The organism is Prevotella amnii DSM 23384 = JCM 14753, assembly GCF_000378745.1.
Lineage (GTDB): Bacteria > Bacteroidota > Bacteroidia > Bacteroidales > Bacteroidaceae > Prevotella > Prevotella amnii.
The window spans coordinates 1-24256 of record NZ_KB905292.1; the positions used below are offsets into that span (position 1 = coordinate 1).

Annotated in this window: 21 protein-coding genes; 8 read left to right on the forward strand and 13 right to left on the reverse strand. The window is 33.5% G+C overall.

Features of this window, described 5'->3' with window-relative positions; genetic code table 11:
* The 8 genes from F596_RS0108195 to F596_RS0108230 all read right to left on the reverse strand — a co-directional run.
* A partial coding sequence (locus F596_RS0108195; RefSeq protein ID WP_019036563.1) for an ISAon1 family transposase N-terminal region protein occupies positions 1-215 on the reverse strand: 215 nt, incomplete at its 3' end.
* Positions 216-369: 154 nt separating this feature from the next.
* Positions 370-1032: a carbohydrate-binding family 9-like protein gene (locus F596_RS0108200; protein ID WP_019036564.1), complete on the reverse strand. Its 663-nt coding sequence runs from the start codon at positions 1030-1032 to the stop codon at positions 370-372.
* The gene (locus F596_RS0108205) at positions 1032-2120 is read right to left on the reverse strand and encodes a phosphotransferase enzyme family protein (RefSeq protein ID WP_019036565.1); all 1089 of its coding nucleotides are present in this window, start codon (positions 2118-2120) and stop codon (positions 1032-1034) included. The genes F596_RS0108200 and F596_RS0108205 overlap by 1 nt, the downstream gene beginning before the upstream one ends.
* A 16-nt stretch (positions 2121-2136) precedes the next feature.
* The gene (locus F596_RS0108210; protein ID WP_019036566.1) at positions 2137-4287 is read right to left on the reverse strand and encodes a GH92 family glycosyl hydrolase; all 2151 of its coding nucleotides are present in this window, start codon (positions 4285-4287) and stop codon (positions 2137-2139) included.
* A 57-nt stretch (positions 4288-4344) separates the two neighbouring features.
* Complete coding sequence (locus tag F596_RS0108215) at positions 4345-6003, reverse strand: sialidase family protein (RefSeq protein ID WP_202899242.1); 1659 nt, start codon at positions 6001-6003, stop codon at positions 4345-4347.
* A gap of 1 nt (position 6004) precedes the next feature.
* Entirely contained in the window at positions 6005-8125 is a 2121-nt protein-coding gene (locus F596_RS0108220; protein WP_019036568.1) for a beta-N-acetylhexosaminidase, read from the reverse strand.
* A 234-nt stretch (positions 8126-8359) separates the two neighbouring features.
* Complete coding sequence (locus tag F596_RS0108225; RefSeq protein WP_026302387.1) at positions 8360-10615, reverse strand: GH92 family glycosyl hydrolase; 2256 nt, start codon at positions 10613-10615, stop codon at positions 8360-8362.
* 100 nt (positions 10616-10715) lie between these two features.
* Positions 10716-11690 carry a glycoside hydrolase family 130 protein gene (locus tag F596_RS0108230; RefSeq protein ID WP_008448842.1) on the reverse strand — a complete coding sequence of 325 codons (975 nt, stop codon included), beginning with the start codon at positions 11688-11690 and terminating at the stop codon, positions 10716-10718.
* A gap of 434 nt (positions 11691-12124) precedes the next feature.
* Here F596_RS0108230 and F596_RS0108235 point away from each other — a divergent pair, with 434 nt between their 5' ends.
* The 6 genes from F596_RS0108235 to F596_RS0108260 all read left to right on the forward strand — a co-directional run bounded on the left by F596_RS0108235 (position 12125) and on the right by F596_RS0108260 (position 18713).
* Complete coding sequence (locus tag F596_RS0108235) at positions 12125-13537, forward strand: leucine-rich repeat domain-containing protein (RefSeq protein WP_019036570.1); 1413 nt, start codon at positions 12125-12127, stop codon at positions 13535-13537.
* 46 nt (positions 13538-13583) lie between these two features.
* Positions 13584-14045: a calycin-like domain-containing protein gene (locus tag F596_RS11005; RefSeq protein ID WP_024992719.1), complete on the forward strand. Its 462-nt coding sequence runs from the start codon at positions 13584-13586 to the stop codon at positions 14043-14045.
* 30 nt (positions 14046-14075) lie between these two features.
* Positions 14076-14702 (forward strand): DUF4903 family protein, encoded by a 627-nt coding sequence (locus F596_RS0108245; protein WP_019036572.1) that lies wholly within the window; start codon positions 14076-14078, stop codon positions 14700-14702.
* A gap of 81 nt (positions 14703-14783) precedes the next feature.
* Positions 14784-17135, forward strand: coding sequence for a TonB-dependent receptor (locus tag F596_RS0108250; RefSeq protein ID WP_024992718.1), 2352 nt, complete (start codon positions 14784-14786; stop codon positions 17133-17135).
* On the forward strand, positions 17132-17836 hold the full coding sequence (locus F596_RS0108255; RefSeq protein WP_019036574.1) for an HmuY family protein: 705 nt from the start codon (positions 17132-17134) through the stop codon (positions 17834-17836). Before F596_RS0108250 ends, F596_RS0108255 begins: the two co-directional genes overlap by 4 nt.
* A 1-nt stretch (position 17837) precedes the next feature.
* Complete coding sequence (locus F596_RS0108260) at positions 17838-18713, forward strand: hypothetical protein (protein ID WP_019036575.1); 876 nt, start codon at positions 17838-17840, stop codon at positions 18711-18713.
* 130 nt (positions 18714-18843) lie between these two features.
* Here F596_RS0108260 and F596_RS0108265 read toward each other — a convergent pair whose 3' ends face one another.
* Positions 18844-19065 carry a hypothetical protein gene (locus F596_RS0108265; RefSeq protein WP_019036576.1) on the reverse strand — a complete coding sequence of 74 codons (222 nt, stop codon included), beginning with the start codon at positions 19063-19065 and terminating at the stop codon, positions 18844-18846.
* 125 nt (positions 19066-19190) lie between these two features.
* On the opposite strand from F596_RS0108265, the gene nth reads away from it, so the two are divergent.
* Together nth and F596_RS0108275 are read left to right on the forward strand one after the other, a co-directional pair.
* The gene (gene nth / locus F596_RS0108270; RefSeq protein WP_019036577.1) at positions 19191-19841 is read left to right on the forward strand and encodes an endonuclease III; all 651 of its coding nucleotides are present in this window, start codon (positions 19191-19193) and stop codon (positions 19839-19841) included.
* Positions 19842-19846: 5 nt separating this feature from the next.
* Positions 19847-20560: a DUF2461 domain-containing protein gene (locus F596_RS0108275; protein WP_019036578.1), complete on the forward strand. Its 714-nt coding sequence runs from the start codon at positions 19847-19849 to the stop codon at positions 20558-20560.
* Positions 20561-20680: 120 nt separating this feature from the next.
* On the opposite strand, the gene F596_RS0108280 is transcribed toward F596_RS0108275, so the two are convergent.
* The 4 genes from F596_RS0108280 to F596_RS0108295 form a co-directional block, all read right to left on the reverse strand.
* The gene (locus F596_RS0108280; RefSeq protein ID WP_019036579.1) at positions 20681-22840 is read right to left on the reverse strand and encodes an FUSC family membrane protein; all 2160 of its coding nucleotides are present in this window, start codon (positions 22838-22840) and stop codon (positions 20681-20683) included.
* Between the two features lie 339 nt (positions 22841-23179).
* Complete coding sequence (locus F596_RS0108285; RefSeq protein ID WP_008448844.1) at positions 23180-23806, reverse strand: deoxynucleoside kinase; 627 nt, start codon at positions 23804-23806, stop codon at positions 23180-23182.
* A gap of 32 nt (positions 23807-23838) precedes the next feature.
* The gene (locus F596_RS11910) at positions 23839-23961 is read right to left on the reverse strand and encodes a hypothetical protein (RefSeq protein WP_019036580.1); all 123 of its coding nucleotides are present in this window, start codon (positions 23959-23961) and stop codon (positions 23839-23841) included.
* A gap of 34 nt (positions 23962-23995) precedes the next feature.
* The coding region (locus tag F596_RS0108295; RefSeq protein WP_019036581.1) for a transposase at positions 23996-24256 on the reverse strand (261 nt) is incomplete at its 5' end.

Genomic DNA, 24256 nt, shown 5'->3' on the forward strand with positions numbered 1-24256 from the left:
ACTGCTTTCCCACGAAGGGGAAAGTCCTGAATAACACGCTCGCTGGTAAAACCATAACTGCTTACAGTGCCTAACTTATGGTCTGACTTTTCCATAAAGTTACGCTCGTCAAGCCAAAAGTCAATCTGCGAAACACTCTCTTGAATATCGACAACATCAAAGTAGTCGGCAAGTACATCTGGAAAGATGCAACGTAATAATTGGTGATTCTTCATGATGCAAAGATAACAAATACTTATGAAATTATGTGCCTGAGAGGAGAGGGCTTGCAACTGGATTTTAGGACTGACCCGAAAAATGTAAGATAAATAGCAAATAATACCACATGGAATTTCTACTTACCCGCCATCTACCATAATCATACTTAAATTAATATTCAAAGACTAAAGTACCAAAAAAATTAGGACAGTGGAAGTCTGGTTTTGGAAGTTCTATCTTTTTCCATGATAGAAAATGCGGATTATCTGTTTTATCACCGCATTTATAGAAATTAGCTTTCATTACTAAACCATCAAGACTCTTAATATTATGCTTAAAAAAAGATGAAGCAGGTATTATTAACGATAACTCCCAAACAGATTCCATATTATGTATTACTCCTAAGGCTCGCCTTCCTAACGAAGCCCAACGATCAATACAAGATAATATACTACTATTAGCAGCTTCTCTTTTTTCTCGTTCCTTTCCGTAGCATAATAATATCGATCCTATGCAATTTGCTTCTATATTATAATATCCCTTTTTATCATCGGGCATTACAAAAAATTCGCAACATGAGTCTTCCCAAACATTACCAAGGTCTGTATCTTCTACACTTCGCACACAATTCTCTTTTACTTTATAATGAAGATAAATGTTTTTACTATCATGTGCTATAGCAAACGTTACATTGGGCTGATATGGATAAGTTTCACTCCAATTAACAACGCTTATGTTTTGATACTCAACATTTTCCACCTTAAACAGTAATGGAATATTAACTGCTTGGGTAATACTATTTCTTAATCGTTTAACCTTTATTTCGTTTATCATTATATAAATTTATTTATATATTCTGTCATCATTTTTTCATGAGCTATCATATCATTATACAGTGCTAACTGATTTTTACTTCTTATAAGATTATGTTCAGAATAGTTTACTTTATAATAAGTATCACCATTTATATAATCGGTTAAGAAACGCACACACTGCATGTATGGAAATAATGCTGCTGCATAAGGAAGATGTTTTATTTCTACATCTGTTAAGAATTTACCTGCTATCTCTATATATCCTTCAGTAAAACTTTTAAATATATCTTCTTTTAATCCTACTTCATTTATTTTAGGAGAATCCTCTTCCACATAGTTAGCACTGGTACGAAGGAAATCGCCATAATCTGAAAATATAAAACTTGGCATAACAGTATCTAAATCAATAACACACAACGGATTGTCATGTTCATCAAAAAGCATATTATTTACTTTAGTATCACAGTGGCATATACGTTTAACTAAAGCTCCTTTTCTATATAACTTTTCAGATAGGCACATTTTATCAGCATCATATAAAAGGGTATTAACAATATCTATTACTCCCCTTACCCTACCCTTTGTATCTGCTTTTATAGCTTCTTGTAATTGTAGTATGCGCAATTCAATATTATGAAATTGTGGTATTGTTTCTCCAAGATTTTCCTTAACATCAGAGAGCAGAAACTGAAAATTGCCAAACATTCGTCCACATTGATATGATGTTATAGTGTTTATATCTGTTTTAGTAAAGGAATCGTTTATAAAAACACTTATACGCCAATAGTTATTTTGATTATCCTTTGTATAAGTTTTACCATTATCTGTTTTAAGAAATTCTAAACATTTCTTTTCTATATCTGCTTCACCTGCTTTTAAGAGTTTCCCTCTAATATGACCAGTAACTATCTCTATGTTATGTTGTAATAAGTTTACATCTTTAAAAATAGCATTATTAATGCGCTGCAACACATATTTACGTTTTTGGTTAGCAGTGCCTATCACAAAAGTTTCATTTATCAAACCATTTCCTAATGGTTTGATAAATGTTATTTTTTCTTTAATGTTGAAATGCTTTATTATATTAAATAAATTGTTCTGTTCCATAGTTTTATTTCTTCTATTATGGACGATCTTTTTTATTTGTACCAAACTTAGAAGGCTTATCCCCCATTATAAATTCAAGATTTCCGCCCTTCTGAATATCTTTAAACATAATATATGAACGAGTATAAGGTTTGCCATTAAGCCTAACGCTTTGTATATATTTGTTAACCTCACTATTATTCTTAGTAGTAATAGAAAATATTTTACCATTACCTACATTTATTTTAGCCTTATCAAAGATAGGTGAACCAAAAACAAACTTACCTCCTGCAGGCTCTACCTGATATAACCCTAAAGAAGAGAGTATATACCATGCACTCATCTGACCTACATCCTCATTGCCACTCAATCCATCTATATTATCATGATACATATCTTTCATTACTTTACGTAATAAAGGAGCTGCTTTATAAGGCTGCCCAACATAATTGTACATATATATAATATGGTGGCTTGGCTCGTTACCATGAGCATATTGTCCTATCAAACCACTAATATCTGGAGAAGCCTCTTTGCCCATATCGCCTGTAACAATAAAGAGTGAATCGAGCTTTTCCACAAACTTTTTTTCACTACCAAAAGCCTTTACAAGTCCATGTACGTCATGAGGAACTAACCATGTGTACTGCCATGCATTACCCTCTGTATAATCATCTTGCCTATGTATGGTGTTAAAAGGATTAAACGGCTCTCTAAACGTACCATCTGATAGCCTACCACGCATAAACCCCGTTTTCTTATCAAAGTAAAATTTACGATAGCTCTGACTTCTATTATAGAAATATTTATAGTCATCTTTCTTGCCAAGTTTTAAAGCTACCTGTGCTACACACCAGTCAGCTAAAGCATATTCCAGTCCTTTAGCTACAGTTTCTTTATCCTTATCCTTATCAACAGGATCATATCCATATTTTTTTATATTTCCTAATCCACGTTCACTTAGCAATTGCGAACTCTTTGTAGCTTCAAGAACCTTTTTCATATCCACATCAAAACCTTTTAAAGCTATATCACAAAGCACAGGAACGCAAGGATTACCTACCATGCAATCTGTCTCATTACCCATTAAATGCCATACAGGAAGTTTGCCTTGTTCTTTATAAATATGTAAGAATGTTTGTGCTAAATTCTTTTGCATCTCTGGGTGTATTATAGTCATCAATGGGAAAGCTGCACGATAAGTATCCCAAAGAGAAAAAGTAGTATAATTAGTAAAACTTCCCTTATGTATCTTTGCATCAGCACCACGATACTCTCCATTTACATCAGAAAACACCGAAGGAGCTATCATTGTATGATACATTGCTGTATAAAATATTCTACGAGCATGCTCATCTTTAGTAGAAATAGCTATCTTTCCCAACTCTTTATTCCAATCGTTCTGAGCATTAGTTACTACTTTAGTAAAATTCCATTCAGGTATTTCTGCATTCATGTTCTTACGTGCATTTGCTATACTAACAGCAGAAAGCCCCACCTTTACCTCTACAGGCGCCCCTGTAGGTATAGTTTCAAAGACCCAAATAGAATCTTTTTCATTTTTTATTTGCTTTATTGGTTGGCTAAACTCGGCTACAAAATAAACATTCTGATCCTTTGCCCAACCAGTAGAATTGCGCACACCACTAATAACTCTATCAGATTCTTGCTTCATTTGGCAAGATGTCATTTTATCCCAACCAATACCTTGCCATAAATTTAATACTATATATCCTTTTTTGATATTTGCAGGATAACTATAACGATGATACGCAACTCGTTTAGTAGCAGACAATTCTACCCTTATACCGTTTGCTAACATTACAGAATAATAACCCGGAGTTACATATTCTGCTCGATGTGCAAACTTTATTTCACGTTCATCTTTCCCTATAGTTGGTAATAAAGATATATCTCCTAAATCTCCTATGCCAGTACCACTTAAATGTAACTGTCCAAAACCTATCACCGTAGAGTCGCTATAATGGTATCCTGAGCACCAGTCCCAACCTTGTTTCTTTTGCGTAGGACCTGCCTGAACATACCCAAAGGGAACATTAGCTCCTAAAAACACATGACCATGCCCACCTGTGCCTATAAAAGGATCGACATATTGTGTATAATCTTGCGCAAAACTATTACCCAAGATCAAGATAGTAAGAAATAAAAAAAAGAATGTTTTTTTCATGTTTTTATAATTGTTTTATCTTATTACTATAACTATATTACGTTTATTATTAGATAGTTATTTGATTTCTTTCACTAAATCGTTTAACTTAATTGTTTCAAAGGTTATTTGTGCTGCACTACTCTCATATAAAATCCCTACGGTTTCTTTATCTACCATTGTTAGGCAAGTGTATCCCCAGCTTGTACCTTCGTCTAAAAGCATCTGATTAGCTTCTTTCCATGTTAAGCCATTATCAAGACTGGCTTTAACAGTGATGTTGTTTCTGTTTTTTGTAGAATTGGGATTAGAAAACAATAAAATATCTTTTCCTAAGCAGTTATTTTTAGCACTTACTTTTATAAGGCTTGCCATACATATTGGTTCTATCAAAGCAGAGCGAGAAGAAGAATGCTCTTGCCAAGTTTCTCCCATATCGTTAGTTGTCATTATAGCCCTACTCCCACCACGGTTATCACGCATATTTAACATAAGTTTGCCTTGCTTTAGCTCCACTACCTGTGCCTCTGTAGTGTTTTCTTTTGCAGGATTACTTACTTTCCATGTCTTTCCATGGTCTTTGCTATATATTATCCCTGCATGAGGCATTCTGTTTTTATCTATAAACTGCATGGGAAATACCAATGTTCCATTGTGCATTGTTATGCCCCTACCCGGACCTTCTAAAAGAAAAAAGGAAGAAGATTCCTTCACTTCTTTTGTTATATTGATAGGTTCTGACCATGTTTTCCCATCATCTTCACTCTTCACTATCATCAATTGTGCTGTATGATCTTTATCCATTCCGGGTTGTGAACTAAACCATGCTCGCTGATTTCCCATGCCATGTGTCCATGTCCCTATGATCCATATAGTGCCCCTTTGCTCATCTACTAATATAGCAGGATCGCCTACACCGTTTTGTGCCTTTGGTAGCCCACCATTTTCTCCAAAACTCATCGGTATACGCATAGGCTCCCACGAGGCTCCCTTATCAGTACTTCTACTTAAACCAATCTCTATATACTCCTGTAAATCAACACTATTATTATGTCTTACATCATACGTAGCTAAAAGCGTTCCTTTATTGCTGGTTACAAGTCCTGGAATACGATAAGCTGCCACGCCATCATCACCTGCATGACGCACACCTATAGCTGTTTTATAGCATTTATTTGCTTTAGTATCACCTGCTAAAATAGCCATAGAATTGTCTATTACAGCTTCTTTTAATCCCACTTTTATTTTTTCATTCAATGTAGAAGATGGTTTCATTTCTATACTTATCCAAAAAAAGTTCACTCCAGGAAATAGCTTCTGTTTTGCTTTAAGTGTTACTAAATTGTTTTTAGGGGCTACTTCATCACGCTTAACAGAATAAGATGGTAAAGCAAATAATGTTCTGTTAGGTGTAAAATTAGTAATATAACATGCAGGTGCAAAACGTTTCTTTGATGCATCTTGCCTTGCCTCTGTACCACCATAATATAGCTTTACAGCTTTTATATGCCTTAAAGATTCCGAAATGGGCAAGTCGATAGTTATATTATCCAACTCTTTACTGTTTTTTGCATCAATACGTAGATACATCAAGACATTGTCTTGCCGCTCTATTAATATGGGTACTATCTGCTGTTGCACCCATAGTGTATCTTGTGCATAAGCAGTGAACATGATGCAAGAAAAAGCTATCATTATACGAAAACGTAAAGGTATCTGTCTGAAAATATTTTTCATATTAATTATTTTTATATTTTTCTTCATTAACTCTTATCTCATCAGTAAATATCCAACCTCCTATAATATTACCCTTTGCTTTTAAACGTAAGTAACGCCCTTTAGCCTGTCCTTTCCAGCTATAAGGATATATACAATAGACTTGCTCTTTTTTTATCTTAGGATCTCTTTTATCTATGGTAGTAAATATCTTATTATCTGAAGAAACTGATAATTCTATTTCGTTTGGAGTAAATATCCATACTGTATTAATATGTAAGAAATCAGCCTTTACAGAGCTAATATCTATATCTTTTCCAAAATCTATTACTACATCAAAACCATTGATAAATCCCTGCCAACCTCCTTCTATGTATCCCCAATCGCCAGCTTTGCCATTAACTAAAGTAGAATCGCCTTCTGCACGATATTTTTCAGCATAAGGAGCATTATAAATAATATTCTTATCTCTTGCATCATGTTTATATATTTTACGGGCTTGCGGGCGAATACCTTTTTCGTTAGCCAAATCAAAGGGATTAAAGCCCCACGACTTTAACGTATCTACTGCTGTTATTGCACGTACACGAAACTTGTTGTAATCTTCTTTCTGAGCTGCCCAGCCTGTTTCTGCTATAGCAAGGGCTCGTGGATAAATCATATATTCCGCATGTGCAGAGTCTTCTACATATTCTGTCCATAAACATGCTTGCAAACCAATTATGTTGCTTTCTACTTGAGTACCTTTATATTGTTTAGGAACAGGATCATAACTATAGATACGACGTAGTGGCAAATATCCGCCTTGTGCCTTAGGCTGCGTGTTAGGGGCATCTTGAAACATGTCTATATAACAATACCCTACTGGGGACATTACTACTTTGTGTCCTAATTTTGCAGCTTTTAGTCCATATTGTTCGCCACGCCAAGAAGTTACGGCAGCATTAGGTGCTAACTCTCCTTCCATTATCTCGTCCCAACCTATAAGTTTACGACCATTTTTATTAAGAAATTGCTCTATACGATGAGTAAAATAGCTTTGCAATTGAGACGTAGAAGTAAGCTGAAGCTCATGCATCTTTTTCTGGCACCTTTCGCATGTTTCCCATGTAGAGCGCATAGCCTCATCACCACCTATATGTATATACTTAGACGGGAATAGCTTAATGACTTCTTTTAACACATTTGTCATAAAAACATAAGTGCGCTCATCGCTTGGGCAAAGATCCTCATGAGAATTATTCTTCTTAGAGCATGACAGCTCTGGATATGCAAAAGTAACCTCTTCACTATGTCCTGGCATCTCTATTTCGGGTATTATCTCTATATGTCTGTCTGAGGCATAACGCACTATCTCTTTAACATCTTCTTGAGTATAATATCCCCCATAAGCATTAGAATCTTGCTTATGAGCAAAACCTCGCTCATCTTCTTTACGCCATTTATCCCAAGAAGAATAAGTGCGATAGGCTGTTTCTCTTACCAAACGAGGATATTTCTTTATTTGTAGACGCCAGCCTCCACCATCTACTAAATGCCAATGAAAAACATTTAGCTTAAAATATGCCATAGCGTTAAGCTGCTTTTTAATAAAATCTTTTGTCCAAAAATGGCGTGAGCAGTCGAGCTGTAAGCCGCGATACATAAAGCGTGGCGAGTCTGTTATAGTAGCACATTGTATCTTACCATTAGTAGTTAGCTGACGAAGAGTTTGTAAAGCATAGAATAATCCACAAGCTGTTGGAGCTGTAACGTATATATGTTTTGCATCTATCTGTATGTTATACCCCTGCTGTTGCTGCGTAGGTAGATAGCCTTTAGGTAGATTTGCCTTATTAGTACATGTTAAAGTTAATGTTTTTTTATTATCTTCAAAACAGCCATTAGCACATGACTTAAGTAAATGTTTAGAAGAATGTTTTAATATTTTGGTAAATCCAAAAACCTCTTTTATATAGTGTTTTAGCCTATTTGCATCACTGTGATCAGCATTTATATACACTATCACATCCGAATCCCAGCTAAAAGAACCTTTTAAAGGAGTATAGCTATTAGGTTTAGGTATCATATCTTGTGCTATTGTTAAATTGAAAAACATTAACAAAAGCACAGCTGAAAAAAGTATTCGTTTATTATATTTCATCTTTATATTATTTTTCTCTTTGTTATAAAATTGTTCTGATTATAAAAGCATTAATACTAAACGAGTATTTTTATTTTATATTATCAATCATATTCAGGTAAAATGTTATATTGTAAAATATCATCTTTTTATGAGTAAAAGGTTGTCTTTGAGTGGGTAAAAGGTCATCTTTGGGTAAGTAAAAGATAATCTTTTAAAAGCTAAAAGTTTATATATTTTTTTATAATAGTTCATTTACTGAAGATAAATTTTTACATGTCCGGCTTTTATAAGTTGGTCATGTGTTATTCTAAAGCTATGATATGGCTTACCGCCAAGTTCTATTTTTCTTATTATCTCTGCCTTATCATTGTTACTAATAGTTTCTATAACAAGTTGTTTCTGTCCCCATTGCTTTTTATCTAACTTTATAGTTATCTTACTAAAAACAGGAGATGTAAAAGTATAAGACGGGTTACCCGGACAATCTGGATAAAATCCTATCATATTAAACACAGCCCATGCTGACATTGTCCCTGTATCATCATTACCAGGAATGCCTTCTGGAAGATTCTTAAAGTTTTCCTTTAATATTTTTCTCACTTCTTTTTGAGTACGCCATGCTTCTCCTTTAAAATAAGAAAAAAGATGAGCGTAAGCAATATCAGGTTCGTTAGCAGGGTCATAATAATGCTTATCAAACACCATTTGGAGCTTGTTTACAAAGGCTTTATGTCCTCCCATAAGTCTTGCATAGCCCAAAACATCGTGAGGAACAAAGAATGTATAGTTCCAAGCATTTCCTTCATGAAAACCAGGTGAAGGCTCAAAGTTTTCCCCTTGCTTAGGATTAAACTTTGTAAGGAAAGTACCATCAGGTAGCAAAGGTCTTAATGTTCCACATTGCTTATCATAATATTTGCGATAATTGAGCGATCTGGCATAAAACATTTTAGCATCTTTCGCTTTACCTAAAGCTTTAGCAAGACGAGCTAAAGCATTGTCAGCCACATAGTATTCCAAAGCATGCGAAACAGAATTATCATATTTTTCACGAAGTGGTACATACCCTTTTTGCATATAGTCGTCATTATCTGGACGCAAAAGATTTTTTCTTCCTTCTGTTGTTGCCGATTTATAAAAAGCCTTATATGCTTTATTTATATCATAACCTCGCAAGCCTTTAAGATAAGAGTCGGTTATAACAGGAATAGCAGGATCGCCCTCCATGGTATAAGTCTCACGAGAAAAAAGCTCCCATTTAGGCATCCAGCCATGCTCTTCATACATATTTATCATAGTACGAATCATGTCCCGCTGTTTTTCAGGATATACCAATGTTAGAAGTTGGTGTACATTACGATAAGTATCCCATAGAGAAAACACGGTATATCTATTTCCTTTATCGAGTGTTTTTATTTTATCACTTTCTATAGCAGGATACTCTCCATTAACATCTTGTAATATGTTAGGGTGGATAAGTGTATGATAAAGAGCTGTATAGAAAATAGTTTTATCATTTTCGGTACCACCCTCTACTGTTATTTTAGACAAATTTTCTTGCCATGCTTGCCGAGCTTCAGTATATATCTGCTCAAAAGTCTTATTTTTTTGCTCTATATCTAAGTTTTGCCGAGCATTTTCTATACTTACGAATGATACTCCCATTTGCACTTCTATTTGCTCATTTTCATCAGTATCATAATTTAAGAACACCCCTATATCATCACCTGCTAAGTCTTTCTTATAATCGGTATACAACTTATATTTACCATTATCCTTATCCCATTGACTTTCTACACCTGTCATAGGGCGTTGCTTTTTCCAATAACCTGAAGAAAGAGGTTTTTTCTTAGTACGCATAACAAAATAAATAGGAAAAACAGCTTGTGGATTATAGCAAAAAGTACCTAACAGCTTCATACCAACAAACTCTGTATCGCTCACCTTCTTTATATAAGCCCCACTCTCGTTAGTAAGCCCTTCACCAAGATTTAACAATATATGGCTTTTACCTTTAGGAAAGGTAAAACGTGCCAAAGAAGAGCGAAGAGTAGCTGTAACTTCTGTCTTAATATTATAATCGGTAAGAATATTAGCATAATACCCTGGCTGTGCCTTTTCGTTTTTATAACAGCTACCATACTGTTTATAGTCTACTTGCAATGCTCCTGTAGTAGGCATAAGCAATAAAGACCCTGCTTCAGGGCAGCCTACTCCGCTTAAATTGACATGAGAATAGCCTGTAAAAAAAACATTATGATATTCATACGGTGTAGACCACCAGCGTGAGTCTTTATCATATTTATTTTTAGAACTGCCCATTACGTTAAAAGGTACTACCGACATTAGTCCGTTAGGACATACTGCACCGGGATTAGTAGTGCCAAAATTAGACGTTCCTATAAAAGGGTTTACATAGTCTACCACATCTTTTTTACTCTCTGAAAAAGCCATAAGAGAAAAGAAAGTAAATAAGATGCAAATATATTTCCGCGATTTACCTAACATCTATGCTATATTTTTGAAAATAAAAAAACAAAAATCGACATTTAACACCCTAAAGATACATTATATATATATCCGTAGGTGTTAATGTCGATTATACATTTTAAACAATAGAATTGCGCTTAGTATACTCTATAATCTCATCTATATATCCAAAAGCAATCCCTACTACTGTGTCAGCAGCACCATAATATACAGCCACACGCTCTGTATCTTGTAAGGCTGCACATGGAAACACAACATTAGGTACATCGCCAGACAGCTCATAAGGTGCAGCAGGAGCAAGCAAATAAGGCTGTGTGCGATAAAGAACCTTAGTGGGATCATCTTTCTGAAGTATTGCAGCTCCCATAGAATAACGGAAACCATTACAGGTATTTATAACTCCATGATAAAACAACAGCCAGCCTTCCTTTGTTAAGAAAGGCACAGAGCCTGCGCCTATCTTTGTACACTGCCATGCACTCTTAGGAAAAGGTGTTACCTTCATTACACAACGATGCTCGCCCCAATACTTCATATCAGGAGAAAAACTTATATATATATCGCCAAAAGGCGTATGACCATTATCGCTTGGACGGCTTAACATAGCATACTTACCATTTATTTTCTCAGGGAAAAGCACGCCATTACGATTAAAAGGCAAAAAAGCATTTTCGCACTGATAAAAAGTTTTAAAATCGAAAGTATAACCTATCCCAATAGTAGGACCATGATAACCATTACACCATGTTATCCAATAACGATCTTCTATCCATGTTACACGTGGGTCGTATTTATATTCCGACTCTATCATCTGTGTGTTTCCTTGCTCAAAAGTTATAGGATCGTGGTTAATATCCCAATTGATGCCATCTTTACTAAAACCCGCAAAGATATTCATCTGTACCGACTTGTTATCGCAACGAAAAACTCCAGCAAAACCATCTTTAAAAGGCACTACTGCACTATTAAAAATACTATTTGATGAAGGGATATGATAACGATCAATAATTGGGTTTTTAGTATATCTCCACATTACATCTTTACACTCTGTAGGACGCTCTTCCCAAGGAAGCAAACTCTTTAAATTAGTCATTAATCTGTATTTTAAGTTTAAGTTTTTGGTATATTTTGAGTGTAAAATTACTAAGAATATACTATACTTAACCTAAAGAAGAGCACTTTTTTGCTTTATTTTGGAGAGCAGCCACTTCTGCTTAACATTTATTGTTAATATATATATAGTAGTGGGGTAATATAAGAGTATATGTTAAGAAAATACTAAAAAGCAACCCATCTCGTTAGTTTTCATATTTACATTATCTAAAAAGCCTATCAATCTTTTCTACCTTCTCACCGCCCTAAAATATACATTTTAGTTTGAATAAAACAAATAATGAACAAAAAACAGGCAAAAATCATAATAAATAAGGATTGCATAGTACAAAGTAAAATCATAACAAATAGGTATTGTCAGATTAAAAACTTAGCTTTAACTTTGCAAGAAATTAAGTTAATTTATTTTTGAATATGAAAAGTTTTAAAAATGTAATTGTGCCAGTAATGGCATTTTTTGTAATGGGACTTACATCATGTAGCAACAATGAAGATGCGGCTACATACAGTGCAAACGCTCTAAAAAACACAGAGTTGATGAACATTCTGAAGCAAAAAGGCTATCAGTTTGATAAAGATGGGAAGTTAGAGCTAAACGATTTAGCAAACAATACCACTTCTCTTGACCTTAGTGGCACTAAGCTAAAAGATATTAGTGGTTTAGATATCTTTCCTAACTTAAAAGAAGTAAAGTTATCTAATAATGGTTATGGTCCTGTATTCGACTTTAACAAATTGCCAAAACAAATTACTTCTGTAGACTTAACAGGCAACAAGATATACGATTTTGAAGGTTTGGTAAATGCTAAATTGGAAAATGATGAGCTAAAAACAACTGTTCTACACAACTTTACAAAACTTTATTTACCTGCTACAGCAAAATATAATGTAGAAGACTTAATGCCTTTCTATAAAGAAAAAGGTAAAGAAGCTGATATACAGATAGCTGATGCTGATGGGAAATTACAGAAATATAACACTATAAGAAATATTCCAGATCCTGTTTTCAGGAGTTATATAAAAAAAATATATCCAAGCATGTTTATAGATGATAGTAATATAGACTTTTCTAAACAACCATCTCTTAGCGATAATGGAAAAAACATCACGCTTTATATGCCTAATGACATAAAAGGATTAGAATCTATAGAAGGTTTTGAATATTTCGTAAATAATCCTTATTTACAAAAGATGGTTGTAGCAGCAATGGGAGAAGGCTCTTATAAGATAGGTCATTTGATGCCACGAGAAAATATAAAAGGTTTAATGCTTAGCAATACAGAAATAGAGGAAGGAATAGATCTTTCAAAAGCTAAAAATCTTGGCAACCTAACTATAAGTAAATGCTCAAGTATTACAACGCTTGATCTATCACAGACTAAGATTTGCAATCAAGAAATAAAAGATTTTGATGTTTTTGTTTCCAATTGTTTAAATATTACACATTGCCCTAACTTAGAAGCTATAATATTCCCTAACCCATCAACAGACTGTATTGCAAACATCATTTTGGGAGACTTACCTAAACTTAAAAAAGTTGATTTAAGTATGATTAAAGCTACTGAAGAAATAGCATTATTCTTAGATAATACAGAAATAAAATATCCTGAACTTAAAAATTATTTCAGCAGCGCAGAAAATAAGAAAAAAGAATTAACAACAGACCAAGAAAAAGTTTCTGTAACAGTTTCTAAGAAAATGCTTGATACTGATTCTTTTAAAGAATTTATCAAAAAGTATGGAAAATATTGTAATGATGGATATATGTCGTACCAAAAAGAATTTGATGCTGGTAATTGGTTAAAACCTTCTGATATTGAAGAATAAAAACTAACGTTTTTTACTTTATTTTACACACTTAACAAAATTAATTATGAAAAAGATCATTTTTATTTGCATAATGCTTCTAAGCACGGTAATGACTATATCAGCACAACAGGATATAAAGGAGGACTACTTAGGTAAATTTACACGCATTTACATGAATGGTGAAAAGTCTGTGCCTGATAATTCGGTTATAACTAATGTATTACACCCAAACTCTTTAATTAGTCTTCACATAGATCCTTTCCAATTAGGTAAGATGCCTGGTAGTATTGAGCTTGATGCAACTAATATTAAGATAAACCCAGATGGTAGTTTTAATCAGACTGTTTACAATGCTATTAAACTAACAATATTAAGAAAAGTTACTAAATTCAATGCTGTTGTTTCTGGAAATATAAAAAATAATGTTCTTACATATAAAATAGAAAGTCTAAATGCTTTTTATTTGGGATTTTCGTTCACAGCAATTGTAGAATTTCAAGGGGTAAAAATAAATAAAGAAAAATAAAGTAATATTTAAAACTATATATAATATATTTTGGGAAAAATAAAATATTTACTTTTTTTTAGTGTATTCTTTCTGCTCTCATCATGTCATTCTGATGAGAGCCTTGAAAGGAAACCTGTAAAAGAAGATCTGTTAACAGAAGCAAAGAGCTTTTTAAATGGTGATATTATACTAAGCACCAAAGCTACGATGAATGGAATAGATAAAACTTTACTGCCCTCTGGGTGCCCTACAAAATTCCATTTTAGTTGGGATTCAACAGATAAGAACATACTTACTATTAAGTTAGATAAATTTACTGTTGGAAAAATGCCTTTTGTCGTAACCTTTGCCTGCAATACAGAAATAATGCAGCTTAATTCTTTTGAAAAAGATGAATATAAAGGTGATAGCTGGATAAAATTTAAAGGCAAGAATGGTTATGTTATTGCCGATGATGGTAAAAGTAATGAAACGGCAAACGGAAGTTTTGTAAAAGGATACTATAATGTAAAAACTCATGAGATAAACTTCATTGTAGACTATAATATGATGAATGTACGTTCAGAATGTTTCTTACAAACTATAGATAAAAATCGTATAAATAACTACACGGCAGAGTTTAAAAAATACGAGGAAGATCTTAAAGCCTACAAAAAAGACCATGGTTTGCAATAAGTATTTTTGATATAAATAAAAAAAGGAAATGAGAGGCTTTAAAGTTCTTTCATTTCCTTTTTAACAAAAAAAAAGAATATGATGCATAAGAAAAGACTTTTATTATCTTTCCTTTGCCTATTTATAATGCTATCAATACAAGCACAGCGGCAAGTAAAGATAACTATACTTGACAAGGATACGCAGCAACCTTTAGTAGGAGCCACCGTACAATATGCTACAAGAAAAGACCTTAAAGGTTACCTACAAACTGTTACAGACATTGATGGCAATGCTATATTAAAAGCTGAAAAAGGAAAAGGTGTATTTTATAACATCTTAGCTGCAGGCTTTATTCCTATAAAAGGTTACGCAGCACCACAAGAAAACAATATAAATATAGTTATGCGTGAAGATGTGTTACACTTAAATGATGTTGTTGTAACAGGTTCACGAACAGAACGCCCCATCAAGCTCTCTCCCATAACAACGCAGGTCTTAGGAGGAAAGAACCTCGTAGATGCAGGATATAGCGATCTACAACATGCCTTGCAACAAGAAACACCAGGACTGAATATTCAGAAAGTAGGGTTTGGTAACGAAATATCAATGCAAGGTTTAGACGCACGGCATGTTCTCTTTTTGCAAGATGGCGAACGCATGACAGGCGACATGGCAGGCAATCTCGATTATGAACGCTTTAATCTACATGCTATAGACCGTATAGAGATAGTAAAAGGTGCAAGCTCTACGCTTTATGGTAGCAGAGCTTCAGGAGCTGTAATTAATCTTGTATCAAAAAAAACTAATAAGCCTTTAGATATTCAAGCAGGACTACGTTTGGCACAAATGAACGAACGTAATTATAAAAAGCCACATCCAAAAGACTTTCTATATATGTTTGAGAAAAATTCCGATCGCCCAAATCTACAAGGATGGCTATCAGCAGGATTTAAGAAAGGTATTTTTACCTCTCAAACCGATGTATGGTATAGTGAGAGTGATGCTTTTTATCTTTATCAAGCAGAAAAAGATAAAAAAGTCTATACGAAAGAGGCAAATCCTTTCTTGCCGCATGATATTATTTTAACAAGCATTGCTAAACGCTCACCTATGGGTATTGAAGGTACTGAACATATATCAGCAGCACAAAAGATATATATCGAACCATGTAAAGACTTTTCAGCACAGATTTATGGCTCTATGTTTTTTATGAATTCATACGATTTGATACAAGATATGAATTTTTCACAAAGTCGTGATTATATGACAGGTGTAAAACTAAAATATGATGTAAAGGATTGGTTCACTATAAAACTAAGTTTGCACGCTGATTTTTATGACAGATTTAAACGCCACGAACGTGAAGACATGCGCAAAAAAGTGTACGAAAGCAAGATATTTCAGCCACGATTATCCATTATATCGAATTATTTTGACAAACATAGTATCACCTTTGGTATAGAACATACCAGTGATGAGCTTACTAGCGATAGGTTTGTTAATAGAAAAATGACTACCCGTGCACTTAAAGAAACAGAATATTTCCTGCAAGATGAATGGACTATAAACAACAAATGGATGTCATCATTAGGGATACGTACTAACTTTTCAAAAGCATTCGGATTTATGTATATGCCTAAAATAGCTGTAAAATATTCTCCTAATGATAATTGGGCTATACGTACCACCTACTCTATAGGTTATAGAGCTCCAAGTATTAAAGAGCTATTTTTTAATTGGGACCACTTGGGTATGTTTCAAATTAGAGGTAATGAAGAGTTAAAACCTGAAAAAAATCATTATGTTTCAATAGGAGCTGAATATAGTAACAACAACTTTTTTATAAATATTAATACATATGGTAATTTTTTCAGAAAGAAAATAGAAGGTGTTTGGCGTATTTATGATATGCAATATAACTTTGAATATACTAATCTTAACAATCAAAACATCATAGGATTAGAAGGTATCTTAAAATGGCATTTCTTAAATGCATTTACTTTAAACGCTACATACAGCTATGTTAATGTAGGCAAAGAAGAAGGTGTACATATAAACACAACATCACCACATGCTGCTACTGGAAGTATTGATTATATACTAAACAGACCTAATTATCGCTTAAAAACTATTTTTAGTGCTTCCTTTATGGGTGAGAAAAACTTTGATATTCAAGACCGAGTATGGGTAGAAGAACATAAAAAAAGCTATGATGCTTATTTTAGATGTAAGCTACCTTCTTATATTATGTGCAACTTATCTGTAGTGCAAACTTTATATAATAAGGTGAAAATTACTATAGGAGTGGATAATATTTTTAATTATATACCAAAGACATTAGGTTCTGGTGTTACAATGTTTAATATCCCGGCTACAAGTGGAGCAAAAGGATATATACAATTAGAATTTTTAGTAGATGATATAGTAAACTCGTTAAAACGTAAAATATGAAACGATATATTTTAGAGATACTCACAATACTCTATACTATGTTTTTTGCATCTTGTGTAAAATATGATGCTGAACCATTTACAGGGCATGTCCTTCCGAGAGTAACAGGATATATAACAGAAGTAACCAACGACTGGATGTATTTCAATTTACGCACAGGAAAAATTTTTAACAGAAATAAGCCTAATGAGGATATCAAAGAAGGTGAACAGAAAAGCAGATTAGATTGGGATATAGCTTTCTGCGGCTACCGTCTACGAACAAATAGCGGAACTTCAGGTAATGGTAAAGGTGGCGCAGCCGATCTTGGTTATAGTGGTTACAATACTTGGGAAACAGTAAAACAACTGCCAAAAAACTTACAATGGGCTGTAGACAATCATTCTATATATATTACAATGTCAAAAACCGATTGGAACAAGTATCTAATTAAGAACAAACTCGACTTTAAACAAAACCCTTGGTTTGATCCTAATAATGGCCCTAAGGTAACACTAACCGATGCAAACCCCATTCTTGCAGAGGCTCTCACTTTCACAGGTCCACCACCTGTGTATTCACCCTCTTTCCATACATATGTTATACGCACAGCTGATGGACAGCATTATTTTAAATTACAAATAGTTAGTTGGTATAAAACAGATACAGAAATAGGAGATACCGGCGGAGAAATTAGTTATTACTTAGATGAATTAAAATAAAATGGAACATAAAAAACAAAAAAGATATTGGTGGCGCACATTTGCATCTTTCCTCTTAGTGCTTTTTACAATGCCTTTAGGTCATGCTTTAATGATTTTAATGGAAAAATTTATGAGTCAAGAATCTATGCACATCGCTGGATTTATGATGGGATTAGTAGGACTAATAATAGTAATAATAGGTGTATTTGTAAAAGGCGATACACGGCAAACTTTATGGGGACTATTTGGCGGACTACTCTTTTGGACGGGTTGGGTAGAATTCCTTTTTCTATATTACGCCAGACGTTATGGCGTTCAGCCAGAAATAGAAAATGGTGTAGTAGTTACTAAGCCTGAATATCTTATAATGCCTGCATCGTTTGGACTATGGATGATGGTTATGACAATGTACATATTTAGTACAAAAAATGGTTGCGACTTTATTACATGGATTCAGAAAATAGCTTTTCGTAGCAAAAGAAAAGTAATAGCCATGCAACCTATGACACGACATACCAGCATAGTAACTTTTATGGAGATAAATATGATCTTATGGGGACTTTATTTATTATTAATGTTCTGCTATGATAAAAACTTTTTAGGAGATCATAACCCTATAACGTTTCTTATAGGAATAGGTTGTTTCGTGGGCTCTATATTCATGCTGCGACACCAACTACACATTGCTGCATGGGGAGCTAATATACGTATGGCTATTGCTACAGTAATAGTGTTTTGGACTCCTGTAGAAATTCTTGGACGCATAAATTTCTTTAAAGAATTTTGGATAGAGCCTGAAAAATATGTATGGCAAATGATAATTATCCTTATAGTGTTTCTTTCACTTGGCGTTTACCTTTGGATAAAAAGCAAGCAAAGAAAGAAATATAAATAATTATTAGATAAAAAATTTTTTAATAAAAGTAAGGGCTTATACCTATTATATAGAGAGTATAAGCCCTTTTAGTAGTTTTATTACTATCCTATAAAACTCAAGAAAGAGGATAGTAATATTCTAATACATATTATATCGACTTAAAGCCTTTTGTACTATTGTTAGCTAAAATATCTTTTAAGCTCATTTCCTTACCGCCATGAGCTTCAAAAGCTTCAAGCATTTCTTCTTCACCTTCGGCTTCCTTTTCTGAATGAAAGAACTTCACTGTTTTATTTTTCAACTCTGCTAACCCCCACCCTATCAAAGCTAATAAGAGTAAAGCAACAAGTCCAAATATAGGAGTAATCATATCGTTTTTGTTTTTTTATTTTAATACAAAAGTACATTAACTTTTTATAAGTACCAAATTTTCGATTAGTTTTAAGTATCTTTGCAATAAATATAAAGCATAAAGATACTACTCTTAAAAAAATAATGACTCGCGAAGAAAGATATAAAATTGTAATGGACTACTTCCGCTCACACGTTGGAGAAGTTAGTACCGAACTAATATTTGGATCTGCTTTTCAGCTTCTATGCGCTACTCTATTATCAGCTCAATGCACTGATAAACGTATAAATGCAATAACTCCAGCTTTATTTTTACATTATCCTAATGCAAAAATCATGGCTAAAGCAAAAATAGAAGAAATATACGAATATATAAAAAGTGTATCATACCCAAATGCTAAAGCTAAGCATCTAGTTGAAATGGCTCAAATGCTAACAAATAGCTATGATGGCGAAGTGCCATCTGACCCTAACGAACTAATTAAGCTGCCTGGCGTAGGACGTAAAACTGCTAACGTTGTACAAGCTGTATGGTTCGGAAAGCCTACCTTAGCCGTTGATACCCATGTCTACAGAGTAAGTCATCGCTTAGGATTAGTACCAAAAGACACTAACTCGCCACGCAAAGTAGAAGATTATCTTATGAAACATATAGATAAAAAAGAGGTTACAAACGCACACCATTGGATATTATTACATGGTAGATATATCTGTAAAAGCATACGTCCATTATGCACTAAATGTCCTTTCGATATATTTTGTCCAAAACTTTTAGATAACAGCAAACTAAGATAAGTCCTATGGATATTAAAAGAATACAGACATTCCTCAATGGTATTAATATTAATAATAATAGAGAATGGTTCCAAGAACACAAAACAGAATACGACATAGTAAGAGCCGATTTTGAGCAAAGTGTTTTCAAACTTATCACTGCTATATCAAAATTTGATTTAGAAATAGCTCACCTTGTTCCTAAAGATTGCACGTATCGTTTTTATAGAGATATAAGATTTTCACCAGATAAAAGTCCTTATAAACGCCATTTAGGAGCATATATCTGCGCAAAAGGACGAAAATCTCTACGTGGAGGTTACTATTTTCACCTCCAACCAGGTAACAATATCATTGCTGTAGGCTGTTATTATCTACCTACAAACATACTAACATCTTGTCGTAATGAGATTATTGTGAATATTGAAGAATGGCTGAAAAATGTAGAAAATAACAATTTTGTTTCTACTTTTGGTAAGGTAGGAGAAGGAAAATGGGACGGGAAAAACACAGCTTCTGATAAAGGATTTGGTTTAGATTTTTTAAAAACATGTCCTAAGGGCTTCCCAAAAGACTATCAATACATAAAATATCTTCGCATGAAAGATTATTGCTGTTGGCTAAAACTAACTGACGACTTCTTCTTACAACCTAATTGGGAAGACCAGCTTGCAAATATATGTAAAATAGGAAAACCTATGATGGACATGATTAATTCTGTTGTAGATGATTATGAATAATATTTATAAAAAAGCAAAGCATTAAAAACGTTATATCTTATATTAAGATAACGTCTTTGTAAATATAAAGAGAAAATATAACATATTATTATCTCTCAAAATATTTTTTAGCTGCTTTTGCTATACTTTATCTAATCTAACATCAGCATCTAAACTCTCCTTTAGCAAATCAGTAACAGTACGAGAGATATTATAAAGAATAGTAAGATTTTGCTGATTAGTTTGCTTTGCACGTTGTTTTAATAATACGTTCCATTTTTTAGCTTCCGAAAACTGTAAAGCAGATGTATGTATATTAGCAGATGTATGTAAATTATTCCTTACTTGCTCGATAACAGCAGTTATATGCTTACATATATCTATATCTTCTTGTGGTAATTGTTTATCATAGTAATGGGCACCTAAAGCCGATACATATGATAATAAGGAGTGGTGAAGATAGGTTAAAATATATGCCTTTTGTTGTAATAATCGCTTCTTTTTAGGTTCTACACCCATTCCTTGCCATGCCATAGCAAGCGCATTATCAGCATAATGTGCAGCACGACGATTATGGTAATATACTGTACCTTGCACATTTGTTGCATATATAGTATAAAAATATCTACCTGTTTTCGTGAGAGCTTCATCAAGATATTGTGGTATATGTCTATACTGCCAGTCAGGCCATAAAAAGCGAACACTTATAAAAGAAATTACAGACCCTATTAAAGTATATAACAACCTATACCCTGCCAAACTTATCTGATAACCACCTTGCAGATTAAAAGAGCCTATGACAAATGTAGATATAAATATTACTGCTATAGTATATCGCTTTCTTACCCAATAAAAAAAAGTGAATATAGAACCTAATGTAACTAAAATTTGTCCCTCAATAGAAGGTAAAAGTTTGGCAAAGACCGCACCTAACAATACCCCAAAAAAAGTTCCAAAAATGCGTTCAGGAAGACGTCTACGAGTGGCAACATAGTCGCGCTGGCATACAAAAACTGTAGTAAGAATAATCCATACCCCCTTCTCTAAATGGAATATTTCCATTAAAATATAACCTAAAAGCATACATAACGATAAACGTAAAGCATGACGGAAACGTAAATTGTCTATACTAAACAATGAGCGTAATCTCTCTATAAGCGGGGCTGGTTTATACTGTAAGTCGTCAAGTGGAATCTTATAACCAATAGATGTATCTTGTAAAGAAATAAGTAAAGACTGTATATGTTCTAAGTTGTTATAAAGTAGCGATAGAGAATTATATTCAGGATCACTCTTGCTCTGCTCTAATTGCATCTTAACCATGTCATGTGTCCAACTCAATGAGGTTGGTAAAACAAAGTTTTTATCTAATAACACGTTAGACCCAAAACGCTTTATAGTCTGTGCTTGTACTTTCATATATTGCCCAAAACCTTCTAAAAGTAGAACATTCTTACAACGTTTACTCAAAACATCATAACGCTGATGAGTAGAAGTAGCACGTTCGTGAAGCTGCTGAAGGATAATCCACTGTCTATAATAAGGCGAAACACCGTCTAAAGACTTTCCCTCCAAAACATTAAGAAAATTATAAAGCACATTCTTAAACTTATCTACTCCTTCGCCTACAGCTATATTTTTACTTGCCAAACGTGGCTGCATATACTTATAGTCATATTTTGTACATGGGAAAAGAGAGGCTTTTAATAATAAATATTCGCCAAGACTTGAATATCCTGAAGTAAGCTGCTCTTTAAGTAAACGATAGGGACGAAAAGATAAAAGTAGTAAAGATATGCTGCCATACATTAATCCACCAAGTGGTAAAAGAATAGGTTGATAATACCAAGGACGAAAACCTAAACCTAACATAGCATATACCCCAACAAGTAATGCTCCAAAAGTAACCCCTTGAAAACGTGAACCTAATCCTCCTAAAAGAATAAGAATAAACGTAGTAATAGCCATAGTTGGACCATAGACCCATGGATAATTATGAAGAAGCTCTACGCTTGTACTCATAACAACAAAACTTATAATAGTTATAACCAAACTATATCGCCTACCACGAGGATGATCATCGCTTTCAGCAAGAGCTGCACCTACAGAGCCTAACCCTAATGTACAACCTATAAAAGGGTCGCCCAATAAGCAGCATGGAATAATCATTATAGCTATAGCCACAGTTACTTTTAAAGCCCAAAGGCTGTCTGGAACAGTCCAAAAGTAAGATACCCACAGATGCTTTGCCTGCTTAATCAAAGGGAATAAACTGGCATAAGATAATCTGAAAATTTTCATTTATAATACAATCTTTAAAGCATAATAAAAGAATTATATATTTATAATTCCTACTTGTTGTGCAAATTTACACAAAAACAATAGTATATAAGTATGAGGAAAGTAAAAAAAACTAAAGATAGCTTAGAGATAACTTTATTATATTTCTATCTAACAAAAAAAATATACTTTCTTTAAATACTTATATAAAAGTGAAAGGCAAGTAGTATAAAGATATATCCTACATGCCCTCACTTATTTAATACACAAAAGAAACGAAAATAACTTAATATTTTAATAGTTCTATAAATAATAACTAATTAATATTCTATTAATCATATTTATATCATATAATAATATTTACTTATCATCTATTGGAAATAATCCAAAAAGGCGATCGTCTATCATATCTGTAATACGCTTAAAATCCTTTGGATTATCCTGAAAGTCTGTTGTATCACCATCTACTATAATTAAATGCCCTTTATAATCTTTTATCCAATCTTCATAACGCCTGTTTAATCCCTTTAGATAATCTATACGCATAGCTTGCTCATATTCACGCCCTCGTTGCTGAATATGGTCAATTAAGCGAGGAATGGAACAGCGTATATAAATAAGTAAATCTGGTATCTTTACTAAAGACATCATTAAATCGAAAAGATGTGAGTAATTGTTGAAGTCACGATCACTCATAAGCCCCATCTCATGAAGATTAGGTGCAAAGATGCGAGCATCTTCAAATATTGTGCGATCCTGAACAATAGTATCATTGCTCTTAGATATTTCAACGACATCGCAAAAACGTTTGTTCAGAAAGTATATTTGAAGATTAAAAGCCCAGCGTTTCATATCTTTATAATAATCTTCAAGATAAGGATTATTATCTACTGGCTCAAAATGAGCTTTCCAACCATAACGTTTTGCGAGCATCTTGGTGAGTGTTGTCTTTCCTGCACCAATATTTCCTGCGATAGCTATATGCATTTATATATATCTGATTTAATATCAATCACTTTTTAAAACAAGCCAAAAAGCTCTCTATCTATTTTATCTGTAATCACTCCAAAGTCTTTTGGATTATGCTGATAATCTAACTTATCAGCATCTATAACTAAAACCTTACCCTTATATTTTTTCATTATAAAGTCATCATAACGTTTATTTAGTCGTCCCTTAAAAACTATATTTCAGCATAAAGTTTGTACTGACAAGCTTTATGCTGATTCTTTTTATAAGGCACAAAAGAGCTCTCATAGCTCTTTTGAAGTTATATGCTGCCGCAGCTAATAATACATTGATAGCATCTCCTTTCACACCTTTATAAAAGTTGCGAGATAATCGGTGGTCTGCTTTAAGATGTCCTATTGTTGGTTCTATACCTGCTCGTTTACAAAATAGTTTGTGTTTCTTTTTCTTTTGGTAGTAGCTGTCTTT

Coding starts and splice junctions, on each gene's coding strand:
- F596_RS0108200 (WP_019036564.1), bottom strand. CDS start 1,032: ATGATAAACGAAATAAAGGTTAAACGATTAAGAAATAGTATTACCCAA.
- F596_RS0108205 (WP_019036565.1), bottom strand. CDS start 2,120: ATGGAACAGAACAATTTATTTAATATAATAAAGCATTTCAACATTAAA.
- F596_RS0108210 (WP_019036566.1), bottom strand. CDS start 4,287: ATGAAAAAAACATTCTTTTTTTTATTTCTTACTATCTTGATCTTGGGT.
- F596_RS0108215 (WP_202899242.1), bottom strand. CDS start 6,003: ATGAAAAATATTTTCAGACAGATACCTTTACGTTTTCGTATAATGATA.
- F596_RS0108220 (WP_019036568.1), bottom strand. CDS start 8,125: ATGAAATATAATAAACGAATACTTTTTTCAGCTGTGCTTTTGTTAATG.
- F596_RS0108225 (WP_026302387.1), bottom strand. CDS start 10,615: ATGTTAGGTAAATCGCGGAAATATATTTGCATCTTATTTACTTTCTTT.
- F596_RS0108230 (WP_008448842.1), bottom strand. CDS start 11,690: ATGACTAATTTAAAGAGTTTGCTTCCTTGGGAAGAGCGTCCTACAGAG.
- F596_RS0108235 (WP_019036570.1), top strand. CDS start 12,125: ATGAAAAGTTTTAAAAATGTAATTGTGCCAGTAATGGCATTTTTTGTA.
- F596_RS11005 (WP_024992719.1), top strand. CDS start 13,584: ATGAAAAAGATCATTTTTATTTGCATAATGCTTCTAAGCACGGTAATG.
- F596_RS0108250 (WP_024992718.1), top strand. CDS start 14,784: ATGCATAAGAAAAGACTTTTATTATCTTTCCTTTGCCTATTTATAATG.
- F596_RS0108255 (WP_019036574.1), top strand. CDS start 17,132: ATGAAACGATATATTTTAGAGATACTCACAATACTCTATACTATGTTT.
- F596_RS0108260 (WP_019036575.1), top strand. CDS start 17,838: ATGGAACATAAAAAACAAAAAAGATATTGGTGGCGCACATTTGCATCT.
- F596_RS0108265 (WP_019036576.1), bottom strand. CDS start 19,065: ATGATTACTCCTATATTTGGACTTGTTGCTTTACTCTTATTAGCTTTG.
- nth (WP_019036577.1), top strand. CDS start 19,191: ATGACTCGCGAAGAAAGATATAAAATTGTAATGGACTACTTCCGCTCA.
- F596_RS0108275 (WP_019036578.1), top strand. CDS start 19,847: ATGGATATTAAAAGAATACAGACATTCCTCAATGGTATTAATATTAAT.
- F596_RS0108280 (WP_019036579.1), bottom strand. CDS start 22,840: ATGAAAATTTTCAGATTATCTTATGCCAGTTTATTCCCTTTGATTAAG.
- F596_RS0108285 (WP_008448844.1), bottom strand. CDS start 23,806: ATGCATATAGCTATCGCAGGAAATATTGGTGCAGGAAAGACAACACTC.
- F596_RS11910 (WP_019036580.1), bottom strand. CDS start 23,961: ATGAAAAAATATAAGGGTAAGGTTTTAGTTATAGATGCTGATAAGTTA.